We start from the raw sequence: 23,803 nt of genomic DNA, 5'->3' as shown, positions 1-23,803 counted from the left end.
AAATAACAGAAAAGGCGCATGAACAGCTCAGGTGGATGCTGGAAGCGCCGGAGAAGGAGCCAGCGAGAGATGCATAACGAGCGAATGACAGACGTCGCCGTCCTAGGCGGCGGGTTGGGCGGATGCATGGCCGCATTGGCTGCAGCCAAAATGGGCGTGCGTGTAATCATGACAGAGGAGACGGATTGGCTCGGCGGTCAGCTGACAAGTCAGGCGGTTCCGCCGGATGAACATCGGTGGATCGAGGAATTCGGCTGCACAGAGACGTATCGCGAGTTTCGAGACCGGGTGCGTGCTTATTATCGAGAGAACTATCCAATGTCAGAGGAAGCGAAGAATAATGAACTGTTTAATCCCGGCAACGGTTGGGTAAGCCGCTTATGCCATGAGCCGAAGGTGGCGCTGCGCGTCATCGAGGATATGTTGGCCCCGTATGTGAACAGCGGCCGTATCACGGTATTGTATCATTTCAGACCAACTGCAGCCTCAGTGAACGAGGATCAGATAGAGAGTGTAACCGTTACACATATAAGCTCAGGTGAAGAAGTTGTACTAAGGGGATCATATTTCCTCGATGCTACGGAATGTGGAGACATACTGCCGTTAGCGGGGGTTGAATATGTAATAGGTGCGGAGTCCAGGCATGAGACAGGGGAGCCGCATGCGCTGGAAGAGGCAAATCCGCTCGATGTGCAGTCGATCACCCATGTGTTTGCCCTCGATTATGTAGAGGGTGGCGATTTCACGATTGAGACGCCTGAGCAATATGATTTCTGGCGCAAGTTCGTACCGAAGCATACGAATATTCCGCTATTAAGCTGGTATGCGAACGATACGGATGACGCGGAGAAAATGAAGGAGTTCGCCCTATTTCCAGGTGAACGCAAGGACGCTTCTGGACGGGAGCTACTGTCGCTGTGGACGTATCGTCGTGTCATCGACCCGGCTTTATTTGAGCCTGGGCTATATGAGAGTGATATCACCTTGATCAATTGGCCGCAGAACGATTATTTTCTGGGTTCAATTATTGACGTTCCTGAAGCAGAACGGGAGGAGCATCTGGCGAGTGCTAGACAGTTAAGCCTCTCACTGATCTACTGGCTCCAGACCGAGACGCCTCGTCCGGATGGAGGGCGAGGGTATCCAGGCATCCGGCTGCGTACGGATGTACTGGGTACAGAGGACGGAATGGCGAAGTACCCGTATATTCGCGAGTCGCGCCGGATTCAAGCGATGTATACCATTACGGAGCAGGATGTTAGTAAGGAAATCCGCGGGGAACAAGGAATTCGCCGTTACGATGATAGCGTCGGTGTAGGCAGCTATCATCTGGATGTTCATCTGACGACCGTCACGAACCGGACGTTCTATATTCCGAACTATCCGTATGAGATTCCGCTTGGTGCGTTACTGCCGATCCGGGTCAAGAATTTGCTTCCCGCATGTAAAAATATCGGCACCACTCAGATCACGAACGGATGCTACCGCCTCCACCCGACAGAATGGAACATTGGGGAATCGGTCGGTTATTTAGCGGCCTATGCGCTGCAGAATCAAGTGACGCCGCATGAGGTTCACGCCAATTCGGAGCATCTTCAGGCCTATCAAGCGCTGATTCAAAGACAAGGGATCCAAATCCACTGGCCGGACGATCTGGTTCTATAACAACGATAGAGTAGAAAAACTCAGCAGACAGCCACTCTATTGATAATAAGGGGTGGCTGTTACTGATTCTAAGGAAATGAAAGAGTACATATTATGAGCTACCTATTACTCAATGAACAGTTTATTTATGGAGGTGGGCACTATGGTAGATTCAATGATTCAAACTTTAAAAGGCGGACTTATTGTTTCCTGTCAAGCTCTTGAGGAAGAACCATTCTACGGAAGTGATTATATGGCCCGCTTTGCTCTAGCGGCTGAAATGGGCAAGGCGGTAGGGATCAGGGCGAATACGCCTCAAGATATTAGAGCGATAAAAAAGGTGACGAATTTGCCGATTATCGGCTTATGGAAGAAGGAGTATACCGGTTCTGACGTTTACATAACTCCTACCTTAACAGAGGTTGAAGGTATAATCGCTGCTGGAGCCGATATTGTCGCTATGGATGCTACAATGCGCAATAGGCCGGGCAATGTTTGTCTTGCGGATTTGGTTAAAGAAATAAGGGAGAAGCACCAAGTACTATTAATGGCAGATGTATCTTCTGTAGCAGAAGGAGTAGAGTCAGATAGACTGGGTTTTGATCTTATTTCTACTACGCTATCTGGTTATACAGCCTACAGCCCGCAGAGCGAGGAACCAGATATTCAATTAGTTGCTGATTTAAATCAAAAGGTTAGCGTTCCCGTATTAGCTGAAGGGAGAATTCAAAGTCCTGAACAGACTGTTGCGTGTCTTCGGGCCGGAGCTTACGCCGTTGTAATTGGCGGAGCCATTACCAGGCCGCAATTGATTACTAAGAAATATACGGATGCTATACATCAATATCATAACGTTCCTGAAATGTAGTCTCTATTATTTTGTTGCAGCAGCCTTTAAGCGAGGAGGTTCTATGGATGGGACATACTGGGGAGGTAGCTATAGGTCTAGATATCGGTGGAACAAACATAAAGTCGGGGATTGTAAATGCGGAGGGAGTGGTCATTCACCATTTGAATTGTCCGACGAAGGCAAATGAAGGTGGGGAAGCACTGATAAATCGAATTGCCGAAATTACGAAGGAATTAGAAAGGTATTCAAGCAGTCAAGGATGGAAGGTAAAAGGTGTCGGCATAGGGACTGCTGGTCAAGTGAATAGTCGGACAGGCGTTGTAATGGGGGCCACAGCTAATTTGCCGGGATGGGCCGGAATGGAGCTTGGAAATCGGCTGCATTCCATGATAGGTTTGTCTGTATTGATCGATAACGATGCGAATGCCATGGCATTCGGCGAGGCGTGGGTAGGGTCTGGCAGACAATGGAGCGACTTCATCTGTGTTACCTTGGGAACGGGAGTGGGCGGTTGCCTGATTATTAATCATAGGCCGTATCAAGGACGGGATGGGTTTGCGGGAGAAATCGGCCATCATGTTATTGAGTACAGTGGTTATCCATGCAATTGCGGAAGAAGAGGCTGTTGGGAACAGTATGCTTCTGTTACAGGATTGATGAGAATGGCAGAAGAAGCTGGGACAGAGCTAGAAGGGATTAGTACCGCGGAAAGTCTATTCGCATCTGCGCAGGAAGGAAACGAAGCATCTATTCACGTGCTGAGCAGATATACTCAGTATATTGCTGCTGGTCTGGCTAATATGGTCCATACATGTAATCCAGAGGGGATTGTCATTGGAGGGGCCATTACTCGGCAAGGCGATTTTTTACTTAATCCGGTTCGTGAAAGTCTGTTGCGCCAGCTGCTTCCTGTTTATAGAGAGAGGATTCGGGAAATTGAGGTAGTCTCGGCTTCTTTAGGAGATAATGGAGGTGTAGTAGGGGCTGTAGCGGGTTATTTTATTTAAGATTAAATTTACATTGTAATGTAGCTTGTTATAGCATACTAATTTGCCTTTTGAAGGAATTTGTGTATATCCTAGATAGTAGGTTAGTCTACAGGTTCATTATTTGTTAGGCAACCTGAAAGGAGAATGGATTTGTCTAACGAGCAGGGGATGGGAAAGACGTTGTTATCCATAAGAAGTCATTTTAATGGATTAACCAAAACAGAACAAAAAGTTGCAAATTTTATTCTGGAAAACGCTCAGGATATCATTTATCATTCGGTGACTGAACTTGCAGAGAGAGCGGACGTCGGTGAGACGACGGTGATTCGTCTCTGCCGGAAACTGAAATTCCAGGGCTTTCAGGATTTTAAATTATCACTGGCACAAGATATGGTTAAGCCTTCCGATCGCTTATATAATGAAGTTACGGAAGAGGATGATGCAGCGACTTTAAACCGTAAGGTTATATCTATGCATATTGAGACGCTGGAACAAACCTCGGAACTTATTAGTTCAGATCAGTTGGAGAAGACCATTGATCTATTGACTGCAGCTAATCATATTCACTTTTTTGGAGTCGGATCTTCAGGATTGACGGCGTTACAGGCCGCGCATAGCTTCACCAGGATTGGCAAGCAGAGCTTCGCTAAGACAGATACACACTTTCAGGCCATGACAGCTGCATTAATGCATCCAGGAGATGTAGCTGTTGGGATATCCATTTCGGGAAGCACCAAAGATACGCTGGAGAACTTAAGCCTAGCCAAGAAAGCGGGCGCCAAAATAGTCGTTATGACCAGTAATGCGCGTTCCCCTATAACCAAACTGGCAGATATCGAACTGTTAATGGTTGCTAGAGAAAATCCATTACAAGGAAGCTCACTTGCTGCAAAGATATCTCAGCTAGCTGTTATTGATATTTTGAATGTCGGGGTTTCTTTAAAAATTAAGGATGAAGCTATGAAATACCGCGAGATAACGGCAAAATCAATCTCAGAGAAACTGTATTAATGATTACATCATTAATTTCAATTATATTAGTCGATAAAATGAGAAAGCTCTCCATCGTATGGTGAGCTTTTTGTCATTCTATGGCCAAATATTAGGCATTGAAGGCAACGTTGGTGTATCCGGTCCTTAGTGGCACGGTTGCGTATCAGCTCTGCACGGCGCCGGCAATTGCATCTGCTATGACATGCTGCTAAACTCCCTTTCTGGTAGGATTTAACTCGATTAATGTCGAAGTATGGTGAGAAGCAGCGCTGCAGACAATGAACCCGGCCAAGAGACGAGAGAATCTTATCATTAAAGGAGGATGTATGAAGATGAATAGAGAGCCCATATTACCAATTAGACAAATAGGGGAAGACAATTGGATTGAAAACCTGACATGCTTTCTTGAGGATCAGGATGTAGAAGTGATTTCATTAGAAACTGAAAATTTTCAAAAGACAGAGCAATATCTAGATTGGATAATTCCCTCACAAACGAAAGATTATTTCTTACATTTCGGTGGTATAGAAAGCTCTGATTTCATGTACAACCTTAAGAAAATGGATGAGTGGGAAGCATTGACAAATTCTATATGGGAATTTGTATCATTGTATTTTCAACAAGATGAAACAGATAAATATATTGTTTTTGCTGAAAGTCCTAGCAATGATCCTATTTGCTTTAAAAGGGATACTGGGGAGATTTATTTATTTTCTCATGATCCGATTAAAAGGGCTAAAGTATATAAAGATTTCAATGACTATTTATTAAATGAGATAATTGAAATTCAAAAATTGTATGCAGAAGTTACTTTTGATAGTTCTAAGGAAGAAATAGAGTATAAAAGAAACTTGTTGGATGGCGAGGGTATTGATTTTGATTTCCGCTATTTAAAACTTTAAGCATGACAAAGAATTCAACCCATAGGGTTGCCTATTAGCAGCCCTATGGACGGTTGGCCATGATCTTTGATTATATACAGGCTTAGGACGTGAGAGGGCGATTACATGAAAAAAATAGAGAACAAAGCGATAGAAAAAGAATACGATTTGCTGCTCAGAATTTTTGAAAAATATTATGACTCATACGAAGAAATGCTTAACAGAGCTAAAAATGTAGAACAAGATACCGTTATTTGGAGTGATTCATTTTTAGAATTTTTTCCATATCAAAATGCACTAAATCAATTAAAGAAGCCCAAAATCTATAAAACTGAGCCTGAATCTAATGAAGGAGTTATCGTAAATAAGTTAAAAGATGGTGAACTGTACTATTCTTATAATAAAGAAAATAAGGGGTGGGGCAGTGTTTTTGTAATAAAAGAAGATGGAATGAAACTATATCTAAGGTTTCTAAATAACGATAATGATGAAATCGTTTTGGAGCAAGTATATTGTGTAGTTTTGAAAGAGACTGTGATAGAAAAAGTATTATTCTATTTAAAAGACGTCGACTTGGACGGAGACGAGGAATTGAACGAAGAAACACTTTTGGTGGATGAGTATTTGTATAATAGCAATCAAGCAGTTGATACAATTATTAGAAATGGTTTCTATCATGAAAATAAAAATAGTATACCAACTACAACATTTCGATTTGAGTATGTTGATGAAGGTATATTGATATATTCAAAACAAATGAAACAAAATCAGGTGGATGTCGAACAGTTAAGGTGGAAGAACAAAAAAATCAAGTAGAACAGTAATATAGACGAGAACAAATACAAAGGAGTTTCTATGGAAAAGAAAATAGAAGATTATATTTATGAACTAGAACAATTAATAGAACGAGCTGATAAGGAAAACGATAAATACTTATTCCAAGACCCAGCATGTGAAATCATGGAAGAAATTGAAGAGTTAGATAATGCATTTGAATTTGTAGAGCCCATATTTTTATTAATTGAAAGAAGTCCAGATATTGATTTTGGCGGTCCAGGGCCATTCGGGAGTTTTTTAGAAACGTTTTATCATAATGGTTATGAAGACATACTAGTAAAATCATTACAACGTAAACCTAAAGAGTATACCATTCACTTATTAGAACGTCTTTGTAATGATGAAAGTAATCCAAAAAAAAAAGAATATTATACTTTGTTAGATTCATTAGAACATTGAGTGCCATAAGTTTGTGTTATATATGCTGGAGGTAAGTGTCATGGAAAATAGGCTTCATTATTTTGATAATTATTTGGATGATGAAGATGTGTATTCTGCTTTAGAAAAATATTGGATTGATATGTTTTTTATGTTGTTGCATAAAGCAAATGTGGATGGAAGAGACTGGATTTGTCCTTATTATAACACCACCTTTAGTAATGGGAAAAAAATGATGGATGGAAATCCTATATTTTCGGCGAAATCAAAAGAAAAAAATAAAATAATAAGAATTATTCAAGAAAGCTCTAAGAATGGGGCTTTATTTTCTTATTGGTTAAATAGTTCAATGGACAATAGGAGCCAGAATGAATTGGTGATAGTTTGTACATTAAATAATAATAACTTAGAAAAGATAAAAGAAATAATCATTAGTTGGATTAAAGGAAATTTGAGAAGCTGCTTGACTTAAATAATGATAAACCTTGATTAAACAGAAGGTGATTAAACATGTTATTGGATGAGCTACAGGAATATTGTGAAATAAGTGATCTTAAAGGCATTCAAGATTGGTATTGCTATTCTAACAAAACGCCTGCTTTTATTTTTACACATTACTTAAACTTTTCATTGTTAGAAGGGCAGATCATAAAAGTCTCAATAAGAGGTGAATTAGAAGTAAAAGCGCTGGATGAGTTTTTAATGTCCATTAAAAAATTCATAACTGCCGATTGTACCGATAGAATAGTTAAGATAACTAATATTGCTTACAAGGAAACTAATTTTGATGCAATGCTATGTATACCTTCATCGTATCATACTAGTTTTGCAACTTATAGCGATAGACTCCATCAAAAAACCATAGATGTATTTCCAATATATAATTGTGAATTTAGTGGGGATGAGTCTCCTGATACAGTTAAATTTTTGCGACAAGATATTGTTTCAACTGTAAATTGGAACCGAGAAAAATCTCCAAAAATTAAGCTTCGTTATAAAAATAATAAAACCAAAAGCGGCACGATTGGGCGAAAATTATATTTAGATAAATGGAATAACCTTTCACATGAACTAAATAGTTTACAAGACTGTACAGATTCTTCTTTTATTGAAGTTGAAAATTACAAGAATGAATATATTCACATTTCAATATTAAGTATAAATGTATTGGTTATTCGAAATAAGAAAGAGATATTGCTACAAGGCGAGCTTGAGGAGATAAAAGAATATGTCACCAATTTTATTTTCAATTAGAAGTAAAGTTAAATAGGAGAAAATTGAAAGAAATGATCCATGTAGAAAGAAGTGAATGTCATGATAAAGAAAAGAAAATTTGATGAAATAATGGATAGTTTAGAACATCGAAATGGAAGTCCAAAGATCAGTGAGTTTACAAGGAAGGATTGTTTATTTTTATATGAGAAACTTGCCGATAATAGTATCGAGGCAGATCATGTTTTTTTATCTTATGAAAAGCAAAACAATATAATAAAGAGTATCACGCAGATTTTAGTGAACTTAAAGAAAGCCATTGGATATTCGCCGAAACGGGCAGAGGCGATTTTTGGATAATCGATCTTGATGATATTCAATCACCCCCAACAGTATTTTTTTATGATCATGATCTTGAAGATTATAGTCCAGAAAATATGCAGAATATTTCAATACATATATTAGAGTGGTTTGAATTAGCAGATTTAATTTCTCAACTTCATAACGAAAATTTTTATGATGAAGATTTTAGATTGAAGGAGCATTGGAAACAAAAAGCCATTGAAGAAATTGAAAAGGTTAAAAAGGGGCTATCGAAAAAATTACCTTTTCAATTATTCTGAATAGCTCGATTTCGAAAAGAGGAGGAATCAGGAAATTGAAGTTCTATCGCTATGTGTTAAGTATCCCACCTTTGGATTGGGAGTGTTGCTTTCTTAGCATTGAAGAGTATAAGCAGAACTTTGTGAACAAGTATAATCAGAATATAGCGTATTACATGCAAGTTATTGGGGATTGTCAACAGCATCTTGTAGATATCGACACCCTCGCTGCTATGACTTATAAAGATCTATGTGCAAGCGTTCATTCTGCTGAGCTTCGTTGTCCAGCTATGATTTTCTCTATACCGAGTGGTGATCAGCGAGGTTCAGCTTTGTTCTGTATCATGTATAAGCTTGAAGACGACGGGGATACGTTTATTTATTCTCCTGTTCCACTTGTTCATTTAGAGCAAGATCTAGCAGGTGAAGTAGAGCTTTAATGGTTTGAATTCAAAGGTGGCCTGGATGCTACTCAACTGTCGCAAGGGCCATCAATAATACGATATAGACATGTCTCAAATAAAGAAGCTTGCCTTTGGGCAGGCTTTTTGACGTTTTAAACACAGTTCATTTTAATGGTAGGATTTAACTCGAAATATGTCGAAGTATGGTGGAAGGATGAACAGGACGTAATTATATAGGAATGTGAATAGCAGGGGATTAACATGAGAGATTTAAAAATTCTTAAAGAACGACAAGGATGGTGTTGTAAAGATGTCAGTTGAAATTATTTTAAAAGATGCTAAAAATGAATCCGTTGTTCCTCGGCTTGGCGGATATAGCTTCTTGCCTGAAAATATGGATTGGCCATTAAACCCAGATGGAGATAAATTAACGCTCATATTAAGCTTGCCAACAGATTTCCTTAATAAAACGCTAGATGTAAACTTGCCAAAAGAACATGTACTATCCGTGTTTACAACGTATAACAAAGATGATTACTTTTTAGATGTAATCACTTTTCATGGTGATAACGAAGAGTTACAAAACATTAGAAAAGGATACACGAGAGTTTTATTACACGAAGCAGGTAATATTCGAAATGAATCAGAGTTCCTCATACCAGCACAAGAGTTCATTTTAGGGGATGAATTGAATTTAGATTTAGAAGAAGAAGAAGAAGTAGATGGAGAGGATTTGGATGATAGAGAGATTTACTGTGGTTCGTTGATTGGCCATACCCCCTCTCTATTACAAATAGAAGACTTGGGTCTGGCTGATTATCAATTTTGCCTACAAATTTATGGCGGCGATTTCCCTGAAGGGTTTCATGATATATTTTGCGTCACTGACTCGACCGGATATTTGTTTGTAAATAAAGATGTGGATCAGAATAATGCAGGTGTATTTTTTACACAATGTACTTAGAAGAATAACTTTTAAAGGCGGGTGTAATAATGATGAACTATGCATTTAATGATAGTATTGGCTATTTTGAGATAGATCCACTTTTCCTTGAGGAAGGAGTACAGATTGCTGAGAAGGAAAATTACCATTCCATTCGCATCCGTAATTTGAATCCCGAAGTAGATTTGAAATGTCACTTAGATTTTGCATCTTTCAACAACAAAACATTTATCAATAGATTACTGATTAGCAGTAATTTTAAATTATCCAAGTATCAAAATGTTGAAGCTTTATCTACATTAACTAATCTTACAGAAATCACATTAGCTCAGCCAATAAATCTTGATTTGAGCTATTTTAAAAAATTGGAGGAGGTTGTTGTTAAAAAAGATCACTATCTAAACTTAGATAAACTAGTAAATGTAAAAAGCTTATACGCAATTAAATATATGAAACCAGATTGTAAAGAGTTTTGTTCACTAAAATCATTAGAGTTTTTACGTATTGATTACTCAACTAAGCTAATTTCGTTGACTGGGATGGAGGATTTAGACTCCTTGAAATGGTGTTGGTTCCAGTATCTAAATCATCTAGAGGATGCACATGCTCTTAGTGAACTAAAAGGACTTGAAAGACTACAAATCGAAAAATGCAAACAACTTACTGATCTAACATTTTTGACAGGCAATCGTACGATAAAAGAATTACAGGTCTCAGATGTTGATTCTCTTGAGTTTGTGAAATCTATGAATAATTTGCATAAAATAAACTTTTGGAATTGTAAAAATGGAGATTTATCGCCATTGTTAGAATGTCCATCACTAAGAGAGGTTTCATTTCACCCTGAGAAGAGACATTACTCTCACAAAAAAGATGAAATAAATAGTCTGTTGCAAGAAAGGAACTCCATTTAGTTGTCCTTGGTAATCGAGGATATGTGCTTGAAGATTTGAAACCATGTAAGTGTCCGAAACATATATGAAGAAGACGTTTTAAGTTCTTTCTTTACATATGTTTTTTTGTTAGAAAAGATAATCATGCAAAAGTGAAATGTTCTTGAGGTGAGTAAAGTGAAGGGTTGATAATCATGACAAAAAATGTTTGGAAAGCTAATCAAGTGATTAGTATAGAGACGAGTTTGAAGGACGAAGGTAGGAAGAATAATATTTATGTTTTAGCACAAATGATTAGTAAAGCCCAACTGCTGATTTTTGATTTATACAGTGACGATAATAATTGGGGAGCTGTTGATTTAAACGAAGTTCCAATTTTATTTAGTACGTCCGTAACAAGACAGTTTATTAAAAATAGTAATATTTATAACCAAAGCATGAAACCCCTTACAAATTACAAGCTTCCTAATTATAAAATAGATTCTTTAGGTATGGGAAGTAGACAGGTGACGGTATGGAAAGGAACAACAGATGAGCGGAAAGTATTGATACTGGGTCAAGGTGGAGGCAGGTTAATAGAAGAAGACATGTCTGCAGGTAGCTATAAAACGAAAATAATTATGCCTTCAATTCCTGTTACAGATAACGAGACCATAGATAAATATGAGCTAACCAATGTCCGGGTTTATCCAGAATTTAATGAACGATTGTATCTTTGTTATAAGTTTGGGAAAAACGTAGATCCTTTAAAAGATCTGATTTTTGATAAACCAATTCCTTTAGCATATAAAGACTATATTGATATTATTTCTTCATAAAACAATCTTGATAAGAGGTTCAATAATGGACTGAGAGGTATACATATGAAAAAATTCTTAAAGATTTTCTCTATTGCTATTCTTGTTATTGTAATCGTGTCTATAGGGGCTTTGCTATTATTTGGACGTAACAACCATAGTAATTTATCTGGAAGCGTTTCTGATAAAATCGATCAATATTTGACCAATGAAAAATTTCAGGGAACCGTCCTAATTGCAAAGGAAGGTGAAATTTTATTTACAAAAGGTTATGGCTTGGCAGCCACTGATTTACCTAATAGCCCAAGCACGCTCTATCAGATTGCTTCATTATCTAAAACATTCACTGCAGTAGCAGTCATGCAGCTAGTAGAAAAGGAACTTCTACACTTAGACAATCCTATTTCGCAATACTTCCCAGACTTTCCGAATGGAGAGTCCATAACAATAAGTCATCTACTAAGTCATAGCTCGGGAATTCCAGACTATCTAAAGCCGAATTTCAAATTTGACTACAGCAAAGAATGGAATCCAAATGATATTGTAAAAACCGTTAGCAGTTCTGAATTAGAGTTTACCCCAGGTACAAGCTTTAGTTACAGTAATACTGGTTATGTGATGTTAGGACTTATCGTTGAAAAAGTTAGCGGACAGTCATATGCAAATTACATAGAAGAGCATATTCTTAAGCCAAGCAACATGTTGAATTCTATGTTTACGGTTTCGGCTGGTACACCAAAAGCGGAAGGACAAGTAAAGGGGGAAATCGGACCCGTAATGCATAATTCTGCAGCGTTTGCAGCCGGGGATATCATTTCTACAGTTGAAGATTTAGAACGGTTTGACAGAGCCCTGCGTAATCATGCATTGATAAGCAAAGAATCATCAGACCTGATGAGTATGACCCATGCCAAAAAGTTTCCGTCTCAATATGGATATGGATGGTATACGCAAGATGTCATGGGGAGAAAAGCAGTTGGGCATCCAGGTGGATATCCAAGTGGTTTCCGTCATTATGTTACACGGCTGATTGACGAGGAATTAACAGTGATCGTTCTTAGCAATGAGATGACGATGAATTCCAAAAAAATCAACCGTAATCTTACATCCATCGTTCTTCAGCAGCCGATTTGGATATGGGAGGAGAAACTTTAAACAAGGAGAATGATTAAAATGAATAAAGAGCTTCTTAATAAGATAGAGAATTTTTTAAATAGAGAAGAAAATTGCAGTCTTATTGGTAAACCTGCGAGTATACAAGAGATAAAAAATGCAGAAAAGATGTTACATGTAAAATTTAATGATCAATATGTACAGTTTATTAAATTATTTGGTGGGGCTTATGGTGGATTAACAATCCGTGCTTTTAACAATGGAGATTTAATTGGAAAGTCAACAGTAGTGGATCTTACTTTGAAATTTAGAAGGATATTTGAAGGAGAAATATATGATTTTAATGGCATAGAATTTGAAGGCGAAAGTGTAGAGTTTTTACTGAAAAATTCTTATGTTATTTCAGATGATGGTTCTGGGAATCCAATCCTAATGAACGAACGTGGAGAAATATTTATTTTTCTGCATGACTCAGGAGAAGTGGAGTTATTATATTATTCGTTGGAAGAATTATTAATCGAAACTTACTCAAAAATATCATAAAAGAATCCAAAGTAGGATGTGGAACTTACATGAACAACCATTCTAAAGGAAACAATAATCAATTTCTGAATCCTGATATTTGTTTTGAGGAATCTTGGAAGACGATATCAGTATCCCAAATAAATGAAGTTGTATCTGATGAGTTTCCAGGTAAAAAAGATTTTATCGCGTTTTACCTTGCTAATAATGGCGGGGTTTTTACTAAAGGAGCATATATTTATCCTGATCATTTTTATGATATAACAAACAAGGATTATTTATCGATAGAGATTGGGAGCTTCTTTCATATCCCGTTAATTGAAGACGAAGAGGATTCTTATTACACGATGTCTATGGAAAGAGCAAAAGATAGAAGGGCAGATTATTCTGAGGATTTTGAAAATTTCACTCTATTTCATATCCCTTTTGCCGACAATCATGCGGATAATGATTTTTGGATTGATATCCAAACTGGGGAAATTAAATATATGGATTACGAAGAGAGTTACGACCCTGATGATGCAATCGTTGTAGCACCTTCCTTCTTGGAATTTTGCAAGCACATTCAGGCACAACGTAGGGAATAGATGATGTTATCATTCCACATAGTATGTTTCACAAATTGATTCAGATTAATATGACAGAGAATGATTAGCGGCAATAGCAAAGAGGGGCGGTGAGCCCCTCTTTCATGTATCTACACTTCACTCTCTTCCATCTCTCTAATCGACTCGGCGACCTTGGCCATCATGGAGCATTCGATCCGTTTGCGGAACACGTCACAGCTAAACTCGTAGCTTCCGTTGATGGAGCCCGTCGCATGCAAGGCATTGGCAGGACACCCGCCGCTGCAGTAGAGCTTAGCCCAGCAATTCTGGCACTCCGGCTTCGTGTAGCAGTTGCTCTCTTTGAATTGGCACTGCAGCTCAGGACGCGTGACGCCATCCCAGATGTTGCCCATGCTGTACGCTTCATCCCCGACGAACTGGTGGCAAGGGAATAGTTCGCCCCATGGCGTAATGGCAAGATATTCTGTGCCTGATCCACAGCCCGTGATTCTCTTCTGGATACAAGGCCCTTCTGAAAGATCTAGCATGTAATGATAGAATGTAAATCCTTTGTCTTGTTCGCTGCGCTTTATCATTTCCTTGGCGAGAATTTCGTACTGATTATAAATCTCCGGGAGATCCTTCTCGGTAAGCGCATAGGGTTCCCGTGGATCACAGATGACGGGTTCCATCGAGATTTTGTCAAAACCAAGATCTGCGATATGGAAGATGTCATTGGTGAAATCGACATTGTTCCGCGTATACGTTCCCCGTACATAGTATTCCTGATCTCCGCGCTTTTGGATGAATTCTTGGAACTTCGGTACGATAGAATCATAGCTGCCCTTGCCGGTAACGGTGGTGCGCAGCCGATCATGAACCTCTTTTCTTCCATCCAGACTTAAGACGACATTGTACATTTCCTGATTTAAAAACTCAGTAACTTCATCGTTGAGCAGCATGCCGTTGGTTGTGAAGGTGAAGCGGAATTTTTTCTTCCATTCCTTCTCTTTGCTTCGTGCGTACTTTACAATCTCTTTGACAACTTTCCAAGCCATAAGCGGCTCCCCGCCGAAGAAGTCGATATCGAGGTTTCGGTGATGGCCAGAATTTTCGAGCAGATAATCAATAGCTCTTTGTCCAACCTCTACGCTCATAATTGCTCGATCACCATTGTATTTCCCTTGACTGGCGAAGCAATACTCGCACGACAAATTGCAAGTATGTGCGACATTGAGACAGAGCGCCTTTACATACGTTTTACGTGTTTTTAAATGAATAGACAGCTCCTCATACGCATCCTCGGTAAAAAGCTGCTCATTCTTAATAAGTTCCTCGACCTCTAAGATCGTTTCTCGAATAATTTTTTCTGAATATTGTTTTTCCTTCATTAATGATAGGATTTGTTCGGGTGTTTCCTGTTCATACAGCGCAATGATCTCATACGCCAGGTCATCAACAACATGCACAGAGCCACTATAGGTGTCGATCACGATGTTGTATCCGTTCAGTTGGTATTGATGAATCATACTGCGAATCAAGCTCCTTTTTGTCTACAAATTGCAGGTGGTTTCCGTAGAAACAACTTCGCCGTCCTTGGAAGGACGGCGGTGAGTTTCATTGCCTATTTGTTATTTGTTCATGTCATTCTCACAACGTTGATTGGCTACGCCGCAGGAAGTCTTGCAAGCAGACTGGCAAGATGTCTGGCATGCGCCGCATCCGCCGTGTTTTGCAGTGTCCATCAGTTTGCGTGTGCTTAGTGTTACGATTCTTTTCATCATGAATAACTCCTCTACCATTTCGTGAATGCGAATAAACTTGCTACGTTGAACTATGGTAGCAACAACTTTGGAGGTTCAACAATCAAAAAGGTCACACCATTGATTGGTGTGCATATAATTATGCTTCGATTAACCCTATCTATTAGCCAATCAGAAAATAAATGAACATTTTTGCCAACAACATGGAAGGGGATTCACATATACTTGTAGAATATTGTATGTCAAATAATTGGAAATTTTGATAGAGGACTACGAATACCTATATTCGGTGCCGGGAGGTGGATGGTCGACTTACGAGACTCGAAATTATTTGCTCTATAGTAATTTCATATCAATTACTTATTCATTTTATAGATGCAGTCGAGAGGATCATGGTGTGGTTTTACATGGGTGGTTGGTCGTAGATGTGATCATGAATAACAATTCCGAAGCTGAATGAGACAGAGGTGTACGATGAAGAAATCCATACTTTTTATTTTATTTAGTGTATTTTTTTTGATAGCTTTACCGAATCATAGTGATGCGGCAGCTAAGCAAACCAAAATTATTTTGGATGGTGAAGAGTGCGTTCTTCCTGAGAATGCTGACGTCGTAAATCTTAACAATAATGTGATGATTCCCATTCGTGTAGTTGCGGAAAACCTAAAGTTTAAAGTGGACTGGCATCAAAAAACGCAAAATGTGAAAATACAGCAAAACGCCAAGGTGATCTCATTAGCAGTTGGTAAGAAAGAAGCATTAGTCGATAATGAGCAAAAAACGCTGAATCTCGCCCCTCAAAATATAAAAAACACAGTGGTTGTCCCTATACGATTCGTTAGTGAAGAGATGGGGTTAAAAGTAGGCTGGAATAACGTAGACAAAATCGTCACGTTGGATCGAGTCAACCCGGATCCCTCTCCTCCTGCAACAGGTGAAGAGTCTGAATCGGAGTTACATCATGTGAATGACATTCAATTTGCAAACAATCAACTGGTTGTTTCTTTAGATCAGGAGGTTACTCCAGTAATTACTCAATTGACGAGCCCAGATCGGATCGTTGTTGATCTGCCCCATACTGCATTTGGAGGGTCTTTGGCTGAATCCCTCGGTTCTAAATCGGTAGGTAAATTAGATTTAAGTGGGGTACCCAATGTTACGGAAGTAAGATATTCGTTATTTAATCAAGACCCGGCTCAGATTCGAATTGTCATTGAGTTAAATCAAATAAGCAATGTACAGTATACTTCCGAATGGATCGAAGGCCAATTAATTGTTGATCTGAATATGAATGGTGATCTCATTACTACCAATCCCGATGCTGTGCTTCCTCATTCAGGTGCCAAACTCGTAGTTATCGATCCAGGTCACGGCGGTAGCGATCCGGGGACATCGGGTTATTCGAATCAAGTTGAGAAGGACTTTACGTTAGCGTTGTCCTTGAAAGTACAAGCACTGCTCTTAGAGGAACCTGAAATCAAAGTTGTCATGACTCGTGAAACCGATGTATATCCTACTCGTACAGAACGTGTTCAATTGGCCAATACAGGTAAGGCGGATGTATTTGTATCGATACACGGCAACAGCGTGAAGGATTCACCCAAAACGACAGGTACAGAGACGTTCTACTATCAACGAAGCAGCAGTAAAAGTCTGGCTGAAGTGATTCATAGGCATTTGATTGAGGCTATCGGGCTAAAGGATCGCGGTGTGAAAAATGGCGACTTGCAAGTCATTCGAGAAACAACAATGCCGGCAGTCCTGTTAGAGATTGGATTCCTAAGTAACCCTGAAGAAGAAGCAGCACTGTTATCAGATTCTTTTCAAGATAAAGCTGCTCAAGCTATTGTTGATGGAATCAAAGAATATTTGGGGAAGTAAATCGGTGAGGATGTGCTGGTATGAAGCAACGTATGTCGATTACGATTTTGATATTGGTTATCGCAATAGTAGCGACAGCCTGTGGAGGCAAGCCTGCTACAAAATCAGGGGCGGCTTCAACGTCGAACGAGGGGATTTATTCGCCCGCAACTGGAACGGATAAGGCAGTAGATAAAGCTGAAAATCAAACGGAGGAGATTGTCGTTTACTTCGTGGATTCTCAAGTAACGGAGTTAAAGCAGAGTAAGATGGAAATTCATTATTCGGATAGTCTGGACAAATATAAGAAAGTATTTAAAGCTCTGCAAAGCAACAATCCTGCTGATCTTCTATCCTTATGGAATAAAATCGAGTTAAACGCAATGAAATTCCACGAGGGCGTTTTAACAATTGATGTGCATATTCCAGGCGAGGCGAGATTAGGAGCTGGCGGTGAACTATTGGCTTTGGATGCGCTCAAGGAAACTCTATTTCAATTTAAGGAGATCGAGAACATCGAACTTCTTAGTGATGGAAAAGCTCTAGATAGCTTCATGGGGCATGCTGAATTGGAACATCCCATTTCTCGTAATAAGGCTGAGTAAGAAGTATGCGCCTCTATATGGGCAGCTGCATAGGATATACGGTGGTAATGAAAAACAGTACGAGGAGAATGAATATGTATCCGTGCAATTACCAACCGTGGCATTATCCTTCTCATTATCCCCAGGACAGCATGAACCGGTGCTATAGTTGGAATCCGTATGATTATAGCTGGAACAATCATCAGTGGCCTTTTTCAAGGAGCAATATGGTGTTGAAGGATTACGGAGGCCAGCCGTTCGTCGTTGATATTGAGCAGGCAGCTGAGCAAAACAAGACGTATCGTACGGCTCTGTGGACGGGAGAGCACTTGCAAGTGACGCTGATGAGTATTCCAGCCGGAGGTGATATTGGCTTGGAAATGCATCCGACAACCGATCAGTTCATACGGATTGAAGAAGGGCAAGGGCTTGTGAGGATGGGGGAGAGTAAGGAAAAATTGGACTTCGAGCAGCACGTCGATGGTAATTATGCCATTATGATCCCGGCAGGAACATGGCACAATGTCGTCAACAACGGGTATGGACCGCTTAAGCTCTACTCGATCTATGGCCCGCCCAAGCATCCGTTTGGAACCGTTCATCCAACGAAGGCGAGTGCCATGGCCGCAGAAGGCAGCCATAGCTGAAATATCTCGTTATGGAGCCGAAATGATGAGACTAGTTGTTATCACGCTCCACCAAGCGATAAGCGAGGTGGAGCGTTTTTGCATTTATGATCCAGTTCACAAAATAAACGTTATGGGCGTAACTGATACGCCTTCGGTTCTTTTGATATAGTTAGGCTGTAAGCCAACGTGGTCATTACCACTTCCGAAGTGCAGGGACTTCCTCTGTTTCCTCGCACATCTGTTCTAGCTTCTGTAAATTGAGGATATATATAAATTTCTGACGAATGTCGATCAGTCCTTCGCTCTGAAAGTCACTAAGGGTTTTGGAGATGGATTCACGTGTGATCCCCACCATATTGCCGAGCAGGGCATGATTGATTTTCATATCAATCTTGTAAGCGGTTCCATCTTCTTGACCAAAATTATAGTATAAGTCCATAATTTGATTGGCGACTTTCGTTCGCACATCACAGAATGTCATATAACGGATCATGCGATTCAAGACGCGCACCCGTTGAAACATAATCCCGTATGCTTTGTGGAGAACAGAAGGATATTCCTTAATGATTTGCAAAAAATCTGGTTTACTGATCTGCCAGGCAATAAGCGGTTCCAGCGCTTCGATGGTGCAGATTCGATGGTTATCGCCAGAAATGGCTTCGGCTTCGCCGAATATTTCACCCGCGAGTTGAATGCTAAGCACAACTTCCTTCCCATCTTGAATCCGGTATATTTTGACTTTGCCGGTTCGAAGAATGAAGATCTCATCGCTATGGTCATTTTCAAACATGAAGACATGATTTTTTTTATAATGACGTTCTTTAAGCATTGGTGCGATACGTGCAGCTAAATCACCAGGTGGAATCTCAGAGAAAAGTGGGATTTGAGCAATGTCTATCATACGTCCAGATCCTTTCATAGTGAGATCAGCACTATTGTAACATGGTTTGACCGTAAGTAATAATCAGGAATATTTGGATGGAGGAAGAGGAGAATTGAGGGTGCGAGCGAAGGAACTGTTCCAAATTCGGGACAACGAGACCAATATACGTACGGAAATGCTGGCGGGTCTGACTTCATTTATTACGATTGCCTATATTATTGCGGTTAACGGGGCTATCTTAAGCATTGCGGGCATGCCGTATGAAGCCGCAACAATAGCGACCGTACTGTCTTCCATAGTCGGATGCATGCTAATGGCATTCTGGGCGAAATCACCGCTCATTCTGGCGCCAGGCATGGGGGATAACGCATTTTTTGTGTTTACGTTGGTGGCCTCCTTCGGCCTGACGTGGCAGCAGGCACTGGCAGCGAGTTGTATCGCAGGTGTTCTGTTCTTTGGCATTTCGATGACGAGAAGCGCCTTCTATTTGTCGCAGACGATACCCGAATCGATGATACGAGCCATGACGGCAGGCATCGGATTGTTCATTGGATTTCTAGGATTGAAAAATGGCGGGGTGATCATACCCAGTGAGAGTACGTTCGTGCAATTGGCGAGCTTCAGCGATCCGTATGCGTTAACGACTCTATTGACGCTTGCTCTCGTAGTACCGCTGTTTTTGCGCGGGGTGAAGGGGAGCTTCTTGATTGGAATCATTGCAGGAACACTGATTGGGGGAGTTCTTGGGATTGTCGATTTCTCGAAAATGGATAGCTTCACGTTCTCCATGGCGGGGTATGAGCAGCTGCTGTTTGCTTTTGATTTTAGCCTGTTGAGCAGCTTTCATTTCTGGATTTCCGTATTTTCCTTATTGATGGTTATTCTCTTTGCGAATATGGGGGCGCAGTTAGGCATGCTGCCGGACCATTCGAAGTTCAAGCGTTCATTTCAAGCCAACGCGTTATCTATCATTACGGCATCCATGCTCGGATGCAGCCCGACGACTACGGTTGCTGAATCCGCAACAGGTATTGCGTCTGGGGGGAGATCTGGATTAACGCCATTTATCGCAGGTTTGCTGTTTATTCCGGCATTGTTTGTTGTTCCGATTTTGAAATTGATCCCGTATGCTGCGATTGCACCTGTGCTTATCATCGTAGGCTGTTTGATGATGCAAGGGGTCAGACATATTCAGTGGGATGACTTGACGGAGGCTTTTCCAGCATTTCTGATGATGCTCGTGATGCCGTTATCATTCAGTATCGTGAATGGGATCGCATGTGGCTTTATTGCTTATCCGATGGTCAAAATCGTCACGGGACGGCGCTCTGAAGTCACGGCAGCCATGTATGGGATTGCGGTATTGTTCTTGATCTACTTTATCGTGAGGCAGTAAAAGATTTTTGTGTAAAATTTTGTCTAAATATGGTAAACTAGGCGGAGAGGATGGTTGGAGAGGGGGACGTGCCGTGAGACTGATTGCCATCACCCGAATATGACGCATCGCGTAGGCTTATGCCTGATGCGCCCATATTCGGGTTTGTTACGGTTACGGTGAAGCAGCATTATCCTTGGCGGATCGCTGTCTCCAAAGCGACTTCAATCATATCGTTGAACGTCAATTGCCGCTCTTCGGATGTCGTCGCTTCACCTGTTAGGATATGGTCGCTTACTGTGAACATAGCAAGTCCGTTGATTTGATGCTTCGCCGCCAGCGTGTACAATGCTGCAGTCTCCATTTCAACAGCCAACACGCCGTAAGCGCCAAGCTTCAGCATCGTTTCCTTGTCATTGTCCTCTGTATAGAAGATATCAGAGCATAAGATGTTCCCAACACGCAGATTTAGTTTCTTCTCCATGCCGATATCGTACGCAGTCTTGATGAGATCGAAGTTCCCAATCGGCGCGAATGCATAACCTGGGAACCGGTTCGTATTAAGCGAAGAATCCGTACATACCGCTTGGGCAATAAGCACGTCGCGCAGCTTCACATCATGTTGAATCGCGCCGCATGTTCCGATGCGAATGATCGTCTTCACATCATAATCTTGAATCAATTCTGTTGCGTAAATCGCGAATGAAGGAACACCCATCCCAGAACCTTGTACAGAAACAGGCTTCCCTTTGTATGTCCCTGTGAATCCAAGCATCCCGCGGACTTGGTTGTGGCATTTCGCGTTTTCCAAGAATGTCTCAGCAATATACTTCGCGCGCAGCGGATCTCCAGGCATTAAGGCAACTGGTGCGATTTCACCTTTTTTAGCTTCTATATGTACACTCATTGGAACGTACCTCCTTTTTCATTTTCAAGCGCATAAATCATGAAAACGCTTTACTCCAATACCCTATCATACGTGTACACATCAATTCAGTAATGCAAGCTATCGCTTTTCTGTGAAGTAGATTACAAAAAAACAGTGCAGCGTTTAACTGAACTTCTTCTACGCTCCATCTATAATCGAGTTGTCTCCAGCTTTTGTGTACCACCTGCGCTGGTCAGGCGAATGAGAGCATACACGATCGCATATGCCGCGCAGCGTGGGGAGATCAACAATTTTGATCGTTTTCTGTTCAATCGAGATGATCTCTTCATCTTGGAAATCCTTTAATACTTTGGAGACGGATTCGCGGGTTACGCCGAGCATATTAGCAATGACATGATGCGTTAATTTATAGCCAATTATGTAAGCGGATTCACCTTCAGCTTTCCGTCCTAGGTTGCAATACAGGTCATAGATGAGGTTCGCCGTCTTCAGACGAGTGTCAAGGAAGGAGATGTACTGGGCTTTGCGATTGAGAATCCGGATGCTCTCTACGAGCAGCCAGTAACAGCGTCGCAGCACGCTGGGATACTCGTCCAGAATGGTCTGGAAATCTTGCTTCTTCAAATACCAGGTGTGCACGGTTTCCATAGCAGCGATGGAGGCAATGCGGTAATCATCATAATGGATGGCTTCGATCTCGCCGACGACATGGCCAGGGAAGGCAACGCCATATATGATTTCTTTGTCTTCGAACAAGCTATATATTTTTATGGATCCGGAGCGAATAAGGAACACATCGCCATTATGATCGCTCTCGTAGATAATAACTTGATTCTTGCGGAATTGCCGTTTGCTGAGCATAGGCATAATACGCTCTACTGCTTCATCTGATAGTTCTTCAAAGATTGAAATGCTTCTTATGTCTGTAATCATCATAGATGCCCTCACTTTCCAATATATGTGGCATGTTAGAAAATCACCGAAGCTAGTCCATAAAAGATAGATTAATAGAGCCGTGTTGAGTGTTGAAACGAAGCTTTTTACTGTTCATTATGACCGTGATGCGGCTGAAATTCAAGGCAAGTGAAGCCCATTACCGTTAATGAAATAGATTTTCACAAATAATATGTCGGAGGGTCTAGAGATGAAGAAAAAGATGAATCTTTTACTTGTATTCGTATTGATGGTTTCCATGGTGTTATCCGCATGTGGCGCGAAGAATGAATCCAAGAGCGGAGCTGGCACAGCTGGAGAAACTGGCGGCAAAAAGCTCAAAATCGGTATGGTTACTGACTTGGGTAGCGTCAATGACAAATCCTTCAACCAGAATGCATGGGAAGGATTGCAGAAGTTGAAGGCTGACTTTGGATACGATGTCAAATACGCGGAACCCAAACAAGATTCTGAAGTCATCCCAAATTTGAATCAATTCGTCAAAGGCGGGTATGACCTCACATGGGCGACAGCTTATACATTGGATGGCGCCATAACGCAAATTGCCAAAGAAAACCCGGATGCGAAGCTTGGCATCATTGATTCCTCCATTGTTGTGCCAAACGTTGCAGCTGTTTCCTTCAAAGAACAAGAAGGGGCCTACTTAGTAGGGGTAATCGCTGGCTTGATGACCAAATCGAATAAAATTGGCTTCGTCGGCGGCATGGAAATCCCTCCAATCCAACGCTTTGCAGCCGGTTTCCGTGAAGGGATCAAAGCCGTAAATCCGAATGCACAATTATCCGTGAACTATACAGGGCAATTTACACGCGTTGATATGGGGAAATCCGCTGCGGCGACGATGTACAATGACGGCGCAGATATTATTTTCCATGCTTCAGGATTGACAGGCAACGGCGTATTTAACGAGGCGAAAGAGCGTGTCTCCCAAGGGCAAAAAGTATGGGTTATCGGGGTAGATAAAGACCAGTCTTTGACGTTCGGCGATGAAGTAACCTTAACGTCCATGATCAAGAAAGTTGATGTCGCTGTCTATGAAATCTCGAAGCAACTAGCAGAAGGCAACTTCCCAGGCGGTAAAGTGACGAACATGGGTCTCAAAGATAACGGTGTTGACATTGCACCAACATCCACTAAGAACGTTCCGGCAGATGTATTGGCGAAAGTAGAAGAATACCGCAAAAAAATTATTGACGGTGAAATTGTCGTACCAGAAATTTAGAGCAAAGAACCGATTGGAACCGAAAAGCTCCCCTCGCC

Annotated in this window: 27 protein-coding genes; 22 read left to right on the top strand and 5 right to left on the bottom strand. The window is 40.8% G+C overall.

The features are described 5' to 3' along the window. Positions 1-69 precede the first annotated feature (69 nt). The 17 genes from ABN764_RS20170 (at position 70) to ABN764_RS20090 (ending at position 13,645) form a co-directional block, all read left to right on the top strand. Positions 70-1,665, top strand: coding sequence for an FAD-dependent oxidoreductase (locus ABN764_RS20170; protein ID WP_446672895.1), 1,596 nt, complete (start codon positions 70-72; stop codon positions 1,663-1,665). A gap of 142 nt (positions 1,666-1,807) precedes the next feature. Further along, positions 1,808-2,512: an N-acetylmannosamine-6-phosphate 2-epimerase gene (locus tag ABN764_RS20165; protein WP_446672894.1), complete on the top strand. Its 705-nt coding sequence runs from the start codon at positions 1,808-1,810 to the stop codon at positions 2,510-2,512. A 47-nt stretch (positions 2,513-2,559) separates the two neighbouring features. After that, positions 2,560-3,501 (top strand): ROK family protein, encoded by a 942-nt coding sequence (locus ABN764_RS20160; protein ID WP_446672893.1) that lies wholly within the window; start codon positions 2,560-2,562, stop codon positions 3,499-3,501. A 132-nt stretch (positions 3,502-3,633) separates the two neighbouring features. After that, complete coding sequence (locus tag ABN764_RS20155; protein ID WP_021252872.1) at positions 3,634-4,494, top strand: MurR/RpiR family transcriptional regulator; 861 nt, start codon at positions 3,634-3,636, stop codon at positions 4,492-4,494. A 314-nt stretch (positions 4,495-4,808) separates the two neighbouring features. Continuing rightward, positions 4,809-5,378, top strand: a complete 570-nt coding sequence (locus tag ABN764_RS20150) for an SMI1/KNR4 family protein (RefSeq protein ID WP_446672892.1) — start codon at positions 4,809-4,811, stop codon at positions 5,376-5,378. A 105-nt stretch (positions 5,379-5,483) separates the two neighbouring features. Beyond that, positions 5,484-6,173, top strand: coding sequence for a hypothetical protein (locus tag ABN764_RS20145; protein WP_446672891.1), 690 nt, complete (start codon positions 5,484-5,486; stop codon positions 6,171-6,173). 39 nt (positions 6,174-6,212) lie between these two features. Then, the gene (locus ABN764_RS20140) at positions 6,213-6,593 is read left to right on the top strand and encodes a hypothetical protein (protein WP_446672890.1); all 381 of its coding nucleotides are present in this window, start codon (positions 6,213-6,215) and stop codon (positions 6,591-6,593) included. 40 nt (positions 6,594-6,633) lie between these two features. Then, positions 6,634-7,044, top strand: a complete 411-nt coding sequence (locus ABN764_RS20135; protein ID WP_446672889.1) for a hypothetical protein — start codon at positions 6,634-6,636, stop codon at positions 7,042-7,044. Between the two features lie 38 nt (positions 7,045-7,082). Next, positions 7,083-7,826: a hypothetical protein gene (locus ABN764_RS20130; RefSeq protein ID WP_446672888.1), complete on the top strand. Its 744-nt coding sequence runs from the start codon at positions 7,083-7,085 to the stop codon at positions 7,824-7,826. A 60-nt stretch (positions 7,827-7,886) separates the two neighbouring features. After that, a complete protein-coding gene (locus ABN764_RS20125) occupies positions 7,887-8,144 on the top strand; it encodes a hypothetical protein (RefSeq protein ID WP_446672887.1) in 258 nt (85 codons plus the stop codon). A gap of 298 nt (positions 8,145-8,442) precedes the next feature. Then, positions 8,443-8,826 (top strand): hypothetical protein, encoded by a 384-nt coding sequence (locus ABN764_RS20120; RefSeq protein WP_446672886.1) that lies wholly within the window; start codon positions 8,443-8,445, stop codon positions 8,824-8,826. Positions 8,827-9,100: 274 nt separating this feature from the next. Continuing rightward, positions 9,101-9,754 carry a DUF1963 domain-containing protein gene (locus ABN764_RS20115; RefSeq protein ID WP_446672885.1) on the top strand — a complete coding sequence of 218 codons (654 nt, stop codon included), beginning with the start codon at positions 9,101-9,103 and terminating at the stop codon, positions 9,752-9,754. A 29-nt stretch (positions 9,755-9,783) separates the two neighbouring features. Next, on the top strand, positions 9,784-10,647 hold the full coding sequence (locus ABN764_RS20110) for a hypothetical protein (RefSeq protein ID WP_446672884.1): 864 nt from the start codon (positions 9,784-9,786) through the stop codon (positions 10,645-10,647). A 173-nt stretch (positions 10,648-10,820) separates the two neighbouring features. Beyond that, positions 10,821-11,444 carry a DUF8309 domain-containing protein gene (locus tag ABN764_RS20105; protein ID WP_174807925.1) on the top strand — a complete coding sequence of 208 codons (624 nt, stop codon included), beginning with the start codon at positions 10,821-10,823 and terminating at the stop codon, positions 11,442-11,444. 45 nt (positions 11,445-11,489) lie between these two features. Then, entirely contained in the window at positions 11,490-12,578 is a 1,089-nt protein-coding gene (locus ABN764_RS20100) for a serine hydrolase domain-containing protein (protein WP_446672883.1), read from the top strand. Positions 12,579-12,596: 18 nt separating this feature from the next. After that, a complete protein-coding gene (locus ABN764_RS20095) occupies positions 12,597-13,079 on the top strand; it encodes an SMI1/KNR4 family protein (protein ID WP_446672882.1) in 483 nt (160 codons plus the stop codon). A gap of 29 nt (positions 13,080-13,108) precedes the next feature. After that, positions 13,109-13,645 (top strand): SMI1/KNR4 family protein, encoded by a 537-nt coding sequence (locus ABN764_RS20090; protein ID WP_446672881.1) that lies wholly within the window; start codon positions 13,109-13,111, stop codon positions 13,643-13,645. A gap of 110 nt (positions 13,646-13,755) precedes the next feature. On the opposite strand, the gene scfB is transcribed toward ABN764_RS20090, so the two are convergent. Further along, on the bottom strand, positions 13,756-15,135 hold the full coding sequence (gene scfB, locus ABN764_RS20085) for a thioether cross-link-forming SCIFF peptide maturase (protein ID WP_446672880.1): 1,380 nt from the start codon (positions 15,133-15,135) through the stop codon (positions 13,756-13,758). Positions 15,136-15,237: 102 nt separating this feature from the next. Further along, a complete protein-coding gene (gene scfA / locus ABN764_RS20080) occupies positions 15,238-15,387 on the bottom strand; it encodes a six-cysteine ranthipeptide SCIFF (protein WP_021255503.1) in 150 nt (49 codons plus the stop codon). Between the two features lie 456 nt (positions 15,388-15,843). On the opposite strand from scfA, the gene ABN764_RS20075 reads away from it, so the two are divergent. From ABN764_RS20075 to ABN764_RS20065, 3 genes are all read left to right on the top strand, one after another. Next, positions 15,844-17,250, top strand: a complete 1,407-nt coding sequence (locus ABN764_RS20075) for an N-acetylmuramoyl-L-alanine amidase family protein (protein WP_446672879.1) — start codon at positions 15,844-15,846, stop codon at positions 17,248-17,250. 20 nt (positions 17,251-17,270) lie between these two features. Then, complete coding sequence (locus tag ABN764_RS20070; protein ID WP_446672878.1) at positions 17,271-17,834, top strand: GerMN domain-containing protein; 564 nt, start codon at positions 17,271-17,273, stop codon at positions 17,832-17,834. A gap of 74 nt (positions 17,835-17,908) precedes the next feature. Continuing rightward, positions 17,909-18,460, top strand: a complete 552-nt coding sequence (locus ABN764_RS20065) for a cupin domain-containing protein (protein WP_446672957.1) — start codon at positions 17,909-17,911, stop codon at positions 18,458-18,460. Positions 18,461-18,635: 175 nt separating this feature from the next. Here ABN764_RS20065 and ABN764_RS20060 read toward each other — a convergent pair whose 3' ends face one another. Continuing rightward, complete coding sequence (locus tag ABN764_RS20060) at positions 18,636-19,343, bottom strand: Crp/Fnr family transcriptional regulator (protein WP_021255499.1); 708 nt, start codon at positions 19,341-19,343, stop codon at positions 18,636-18,638. Between the two features lie 100 nt (positions 19,344-19,443). On the opposite strand from ABN764_RS20060, the gene ABN764_RS20055 reads away from it, so the two are divergent. After that, positions 19,444-20,721, top strand: coding sequence for an NCS2 family permease (locus ABN764_RS20055; protein ID WP_446672877.1), 1,278 nt, complete (start codon positions 19,444-19,446; stop codon positions 20,719-20,721). A 169-nt stretch (positions 20,722-20,890) separates the two neighbouring features. Here ABN764_RS20055 and deoD read toward each other — a convergent pair whose 3' ends face one another. Then, complete coding sequence (gene deoD / locus ABN764_RS20050) at positions 20,891-21,607, bottom strand: purine-nucleoside phosphorylase (RefSeq protein WP_072732191.1); 717 nt, start codon at positions 21,605-21,607, stop codon at positions 20,891-20,893. Positions 21,608-21,766: 159 nt separating this feature from the next. Further along, a complete protein-coding gene (locus tag ABN764_RS20045) occupies positions 21,767-22,525 on the bottom strand; it encodes a Crp/Fnr family transcriptional regulator (protein ID WP_446672876.1) in 759 nt (252 codons plus the stop codon). 208 nt (positions 22,526-22,733) lie between these two features. Here ABN764_RS20045 and ABN764_RS20040 point away from each other — a divergent pair, with 208 nt between their 5' ends. After that, positions 22,734-23,765 carry a BMP family lipoprotein gene (locus ABN764_RS20040; RefSeq protein ID WP_028532627.1) on the top strand — a complete coding sequence of 344 codons (1,032 nt, stop codon included), beginning with the start codon at positions 22,734-22,736 and terminating at the stop codon, positions 23,763-23,765. Positions 23,766-23,803: the final 38 nt, after the last annotated feature.

This window comes from Paenibacillus wuxiensis (assembly GCF_040195695.1).
GTDB lineage: Bacteria > Bacillota > Bacilli > Paenibacillales > Paenibacillaceae > Paenibacillus_B > Paenibacillus_B suaedae.
This window is presented reverse-complemented; position numbering and strand designations above follow the sequence as displayed.

Excerpts from the sequence above, each read along its gene's own strand:
- ABN764_RS20115 (WP_446672885.1), top strand. The coding sequence starts at position 9,101 with ATGTCAGTTGAAATTATTTTAAAAGATGCTAAAAATGAATCCGTTGTT.
- ABN764_RS20075 (WP_446672879.1), top strand. The coding sequence starts at position 15,844 with ATGAAGAAATCCATACTTTTTATTTTATTTAGTGTATTTTTTTTGATA.
- ABN764_RS20090 (WP_446672881.1), top strand. The coding sequence starts at position 13,109 with ATGAACAACCATTCTAAAGGAAACAATAATCAATTTCTGAATCCTGAT.
- ABN764_RS20165 (WP_446672894.1), top strand. The coding sequence starts at position 1,808 with ATGGTAGATTCAATGATTCAAACTTTAAAAGGCGGACTTATTGTTTCC.
- ABN764_RS20145 (WP_446672891.1), top strand. The coding sequence starts at position 5,484 with ATGAAAAAAATAGAGAACAAAGCGATAGAAAAAGAATACGATTTGCTG.
- scfA (WP_021255503.1), bottom strand. The coding sequence starts at position 15,387 with ATGAAAAGAATCGTAACACTAAGCACACGCAAACTGATGGACACTGCA.
- ABN764_RS20045 (WP_446672876.1), bottom strand. The coding sequence starts at position 22,525 with ATGATGATTACAGACATAAGAAGCATTTCAATCTTTGAAGAACTATCA.
- ABN764_RS20110 (WP_446672884.1), top strand. The coding sequence starts at position 9,784 with ATGATGAACTATGCATTTAATGATAGTATTGGCTATTTTGAGATAGAT.
- ABN764_RS20150 (WP_446672892.1), top strand. The coding sequence starts at position 4,809 with ATGAATAGAGAGCCCATATTACCAATTAGACAAATAGGGGAAGACAAT.
- deoD (WP_072732191.1), bottom strand. The coding sequence starts at position 21,607 with ATGAGTGTACATATAGAAGCTAAAAAAGGTGAAATCGCACCAGTTGCC.
- ABN764_RS20105 (WP_174807925.1), top strand. The coding sequence starts at position 10,821 with ATGACAAAAAATGTTTGGAAAGCTAATCAAGTGATTAGTATAGAGACG.
- ABN764_RS20135 (WP_446672889.1), top strand. The coding sequence starts at position 6,634 with ATGGAAAATAGGCTTCATTATTTTGATAATTATTTGGATGATGAAGAT.
- ABN764_RS20125 (WP_446672887.1), top strand. The coding sequence starts at position 7,887 with ATGATAAAGAAAAGAAAATTTGATGAAATAATGGATAGTTTAGAACAT.
- ABN764_RS20060 (WP_021255499.1), bottom strand. The coding sequence starts at position 19,343 with ATGATAGACATTGCTCAAATCCCACTTTTCTCTGAGATTCCACCTGGT.
- ABN764_RS20040 (WP_028532627.1), top strand. The coding sequence starts at position 22,734 with ATGAAGAAAAAGATGAATCTTTTACTTGTATTCGTATTGATGGTTTCC.
- ABN764_RS20095 (WP_446672882.1), top strand. The coding sequence starts at position 12,597 with ATGAATAAAGAGCTTCTTAATAAGATAGAGAATTTTTTAAATAGAGAA.
- ABN764_RS20140 (WP_446672890.1), top strand. The coding sequence starts at position 6,213 with ATGGAAAAGAAAATAGAAGATTATATTTATGAACTAGAACAATTAATA.
- ABN764_RS20100 (WP_446672883.1), top strand. The coding sequence starts at position 11,490 with ATGAAAAAATTCTTAAAGATTTTCTCTATTGCTATTCTTGTTATTGTA.
- ABN764_RS20065 (WP_446672957.1), top strand. The coding sequence starts at position 17,909 with ATGTATCCGTGCAATTACCAACCGTGGCATTATCCTTCTCATTATCCC.
- ABN764_RS20160 (WP_446672893.1), top strand. The coding sequence starts at position 2,560 with ATGGGACATACTGGGGAGGTAGCTATAGGTCTAGATATCGGTGGAACA.
- ABN764_RS20070 (WP_446672878.1), top strand. The coding sequence starts at position 17,271 with ATGAAGCAACGTATGTCGATTACGATTTTGATATTGGTTATCGCAATA.
- ABN764_RS20130 (WP_446672888.1), top strand. The coding sequence starts at position 7,083 with ATGTTATTGGATGAGCTACAGGAATATTGTGAAATAAGTGATCTTAAA.
- scfB (WP_446672880.1), bottom strand. The coding sequence starts at position 15,135 with ATGATTCATCAATACCAACTGAACGGATACAACATCGTGATCGACACC.
- ABN764_RS20170 (WP_446672895.1), top strand. The coding sequence starts at position 70 with ATGCATAACGAGCGAATGACAGACGTCGCCGTCCTAGGCGGCGGGTTG.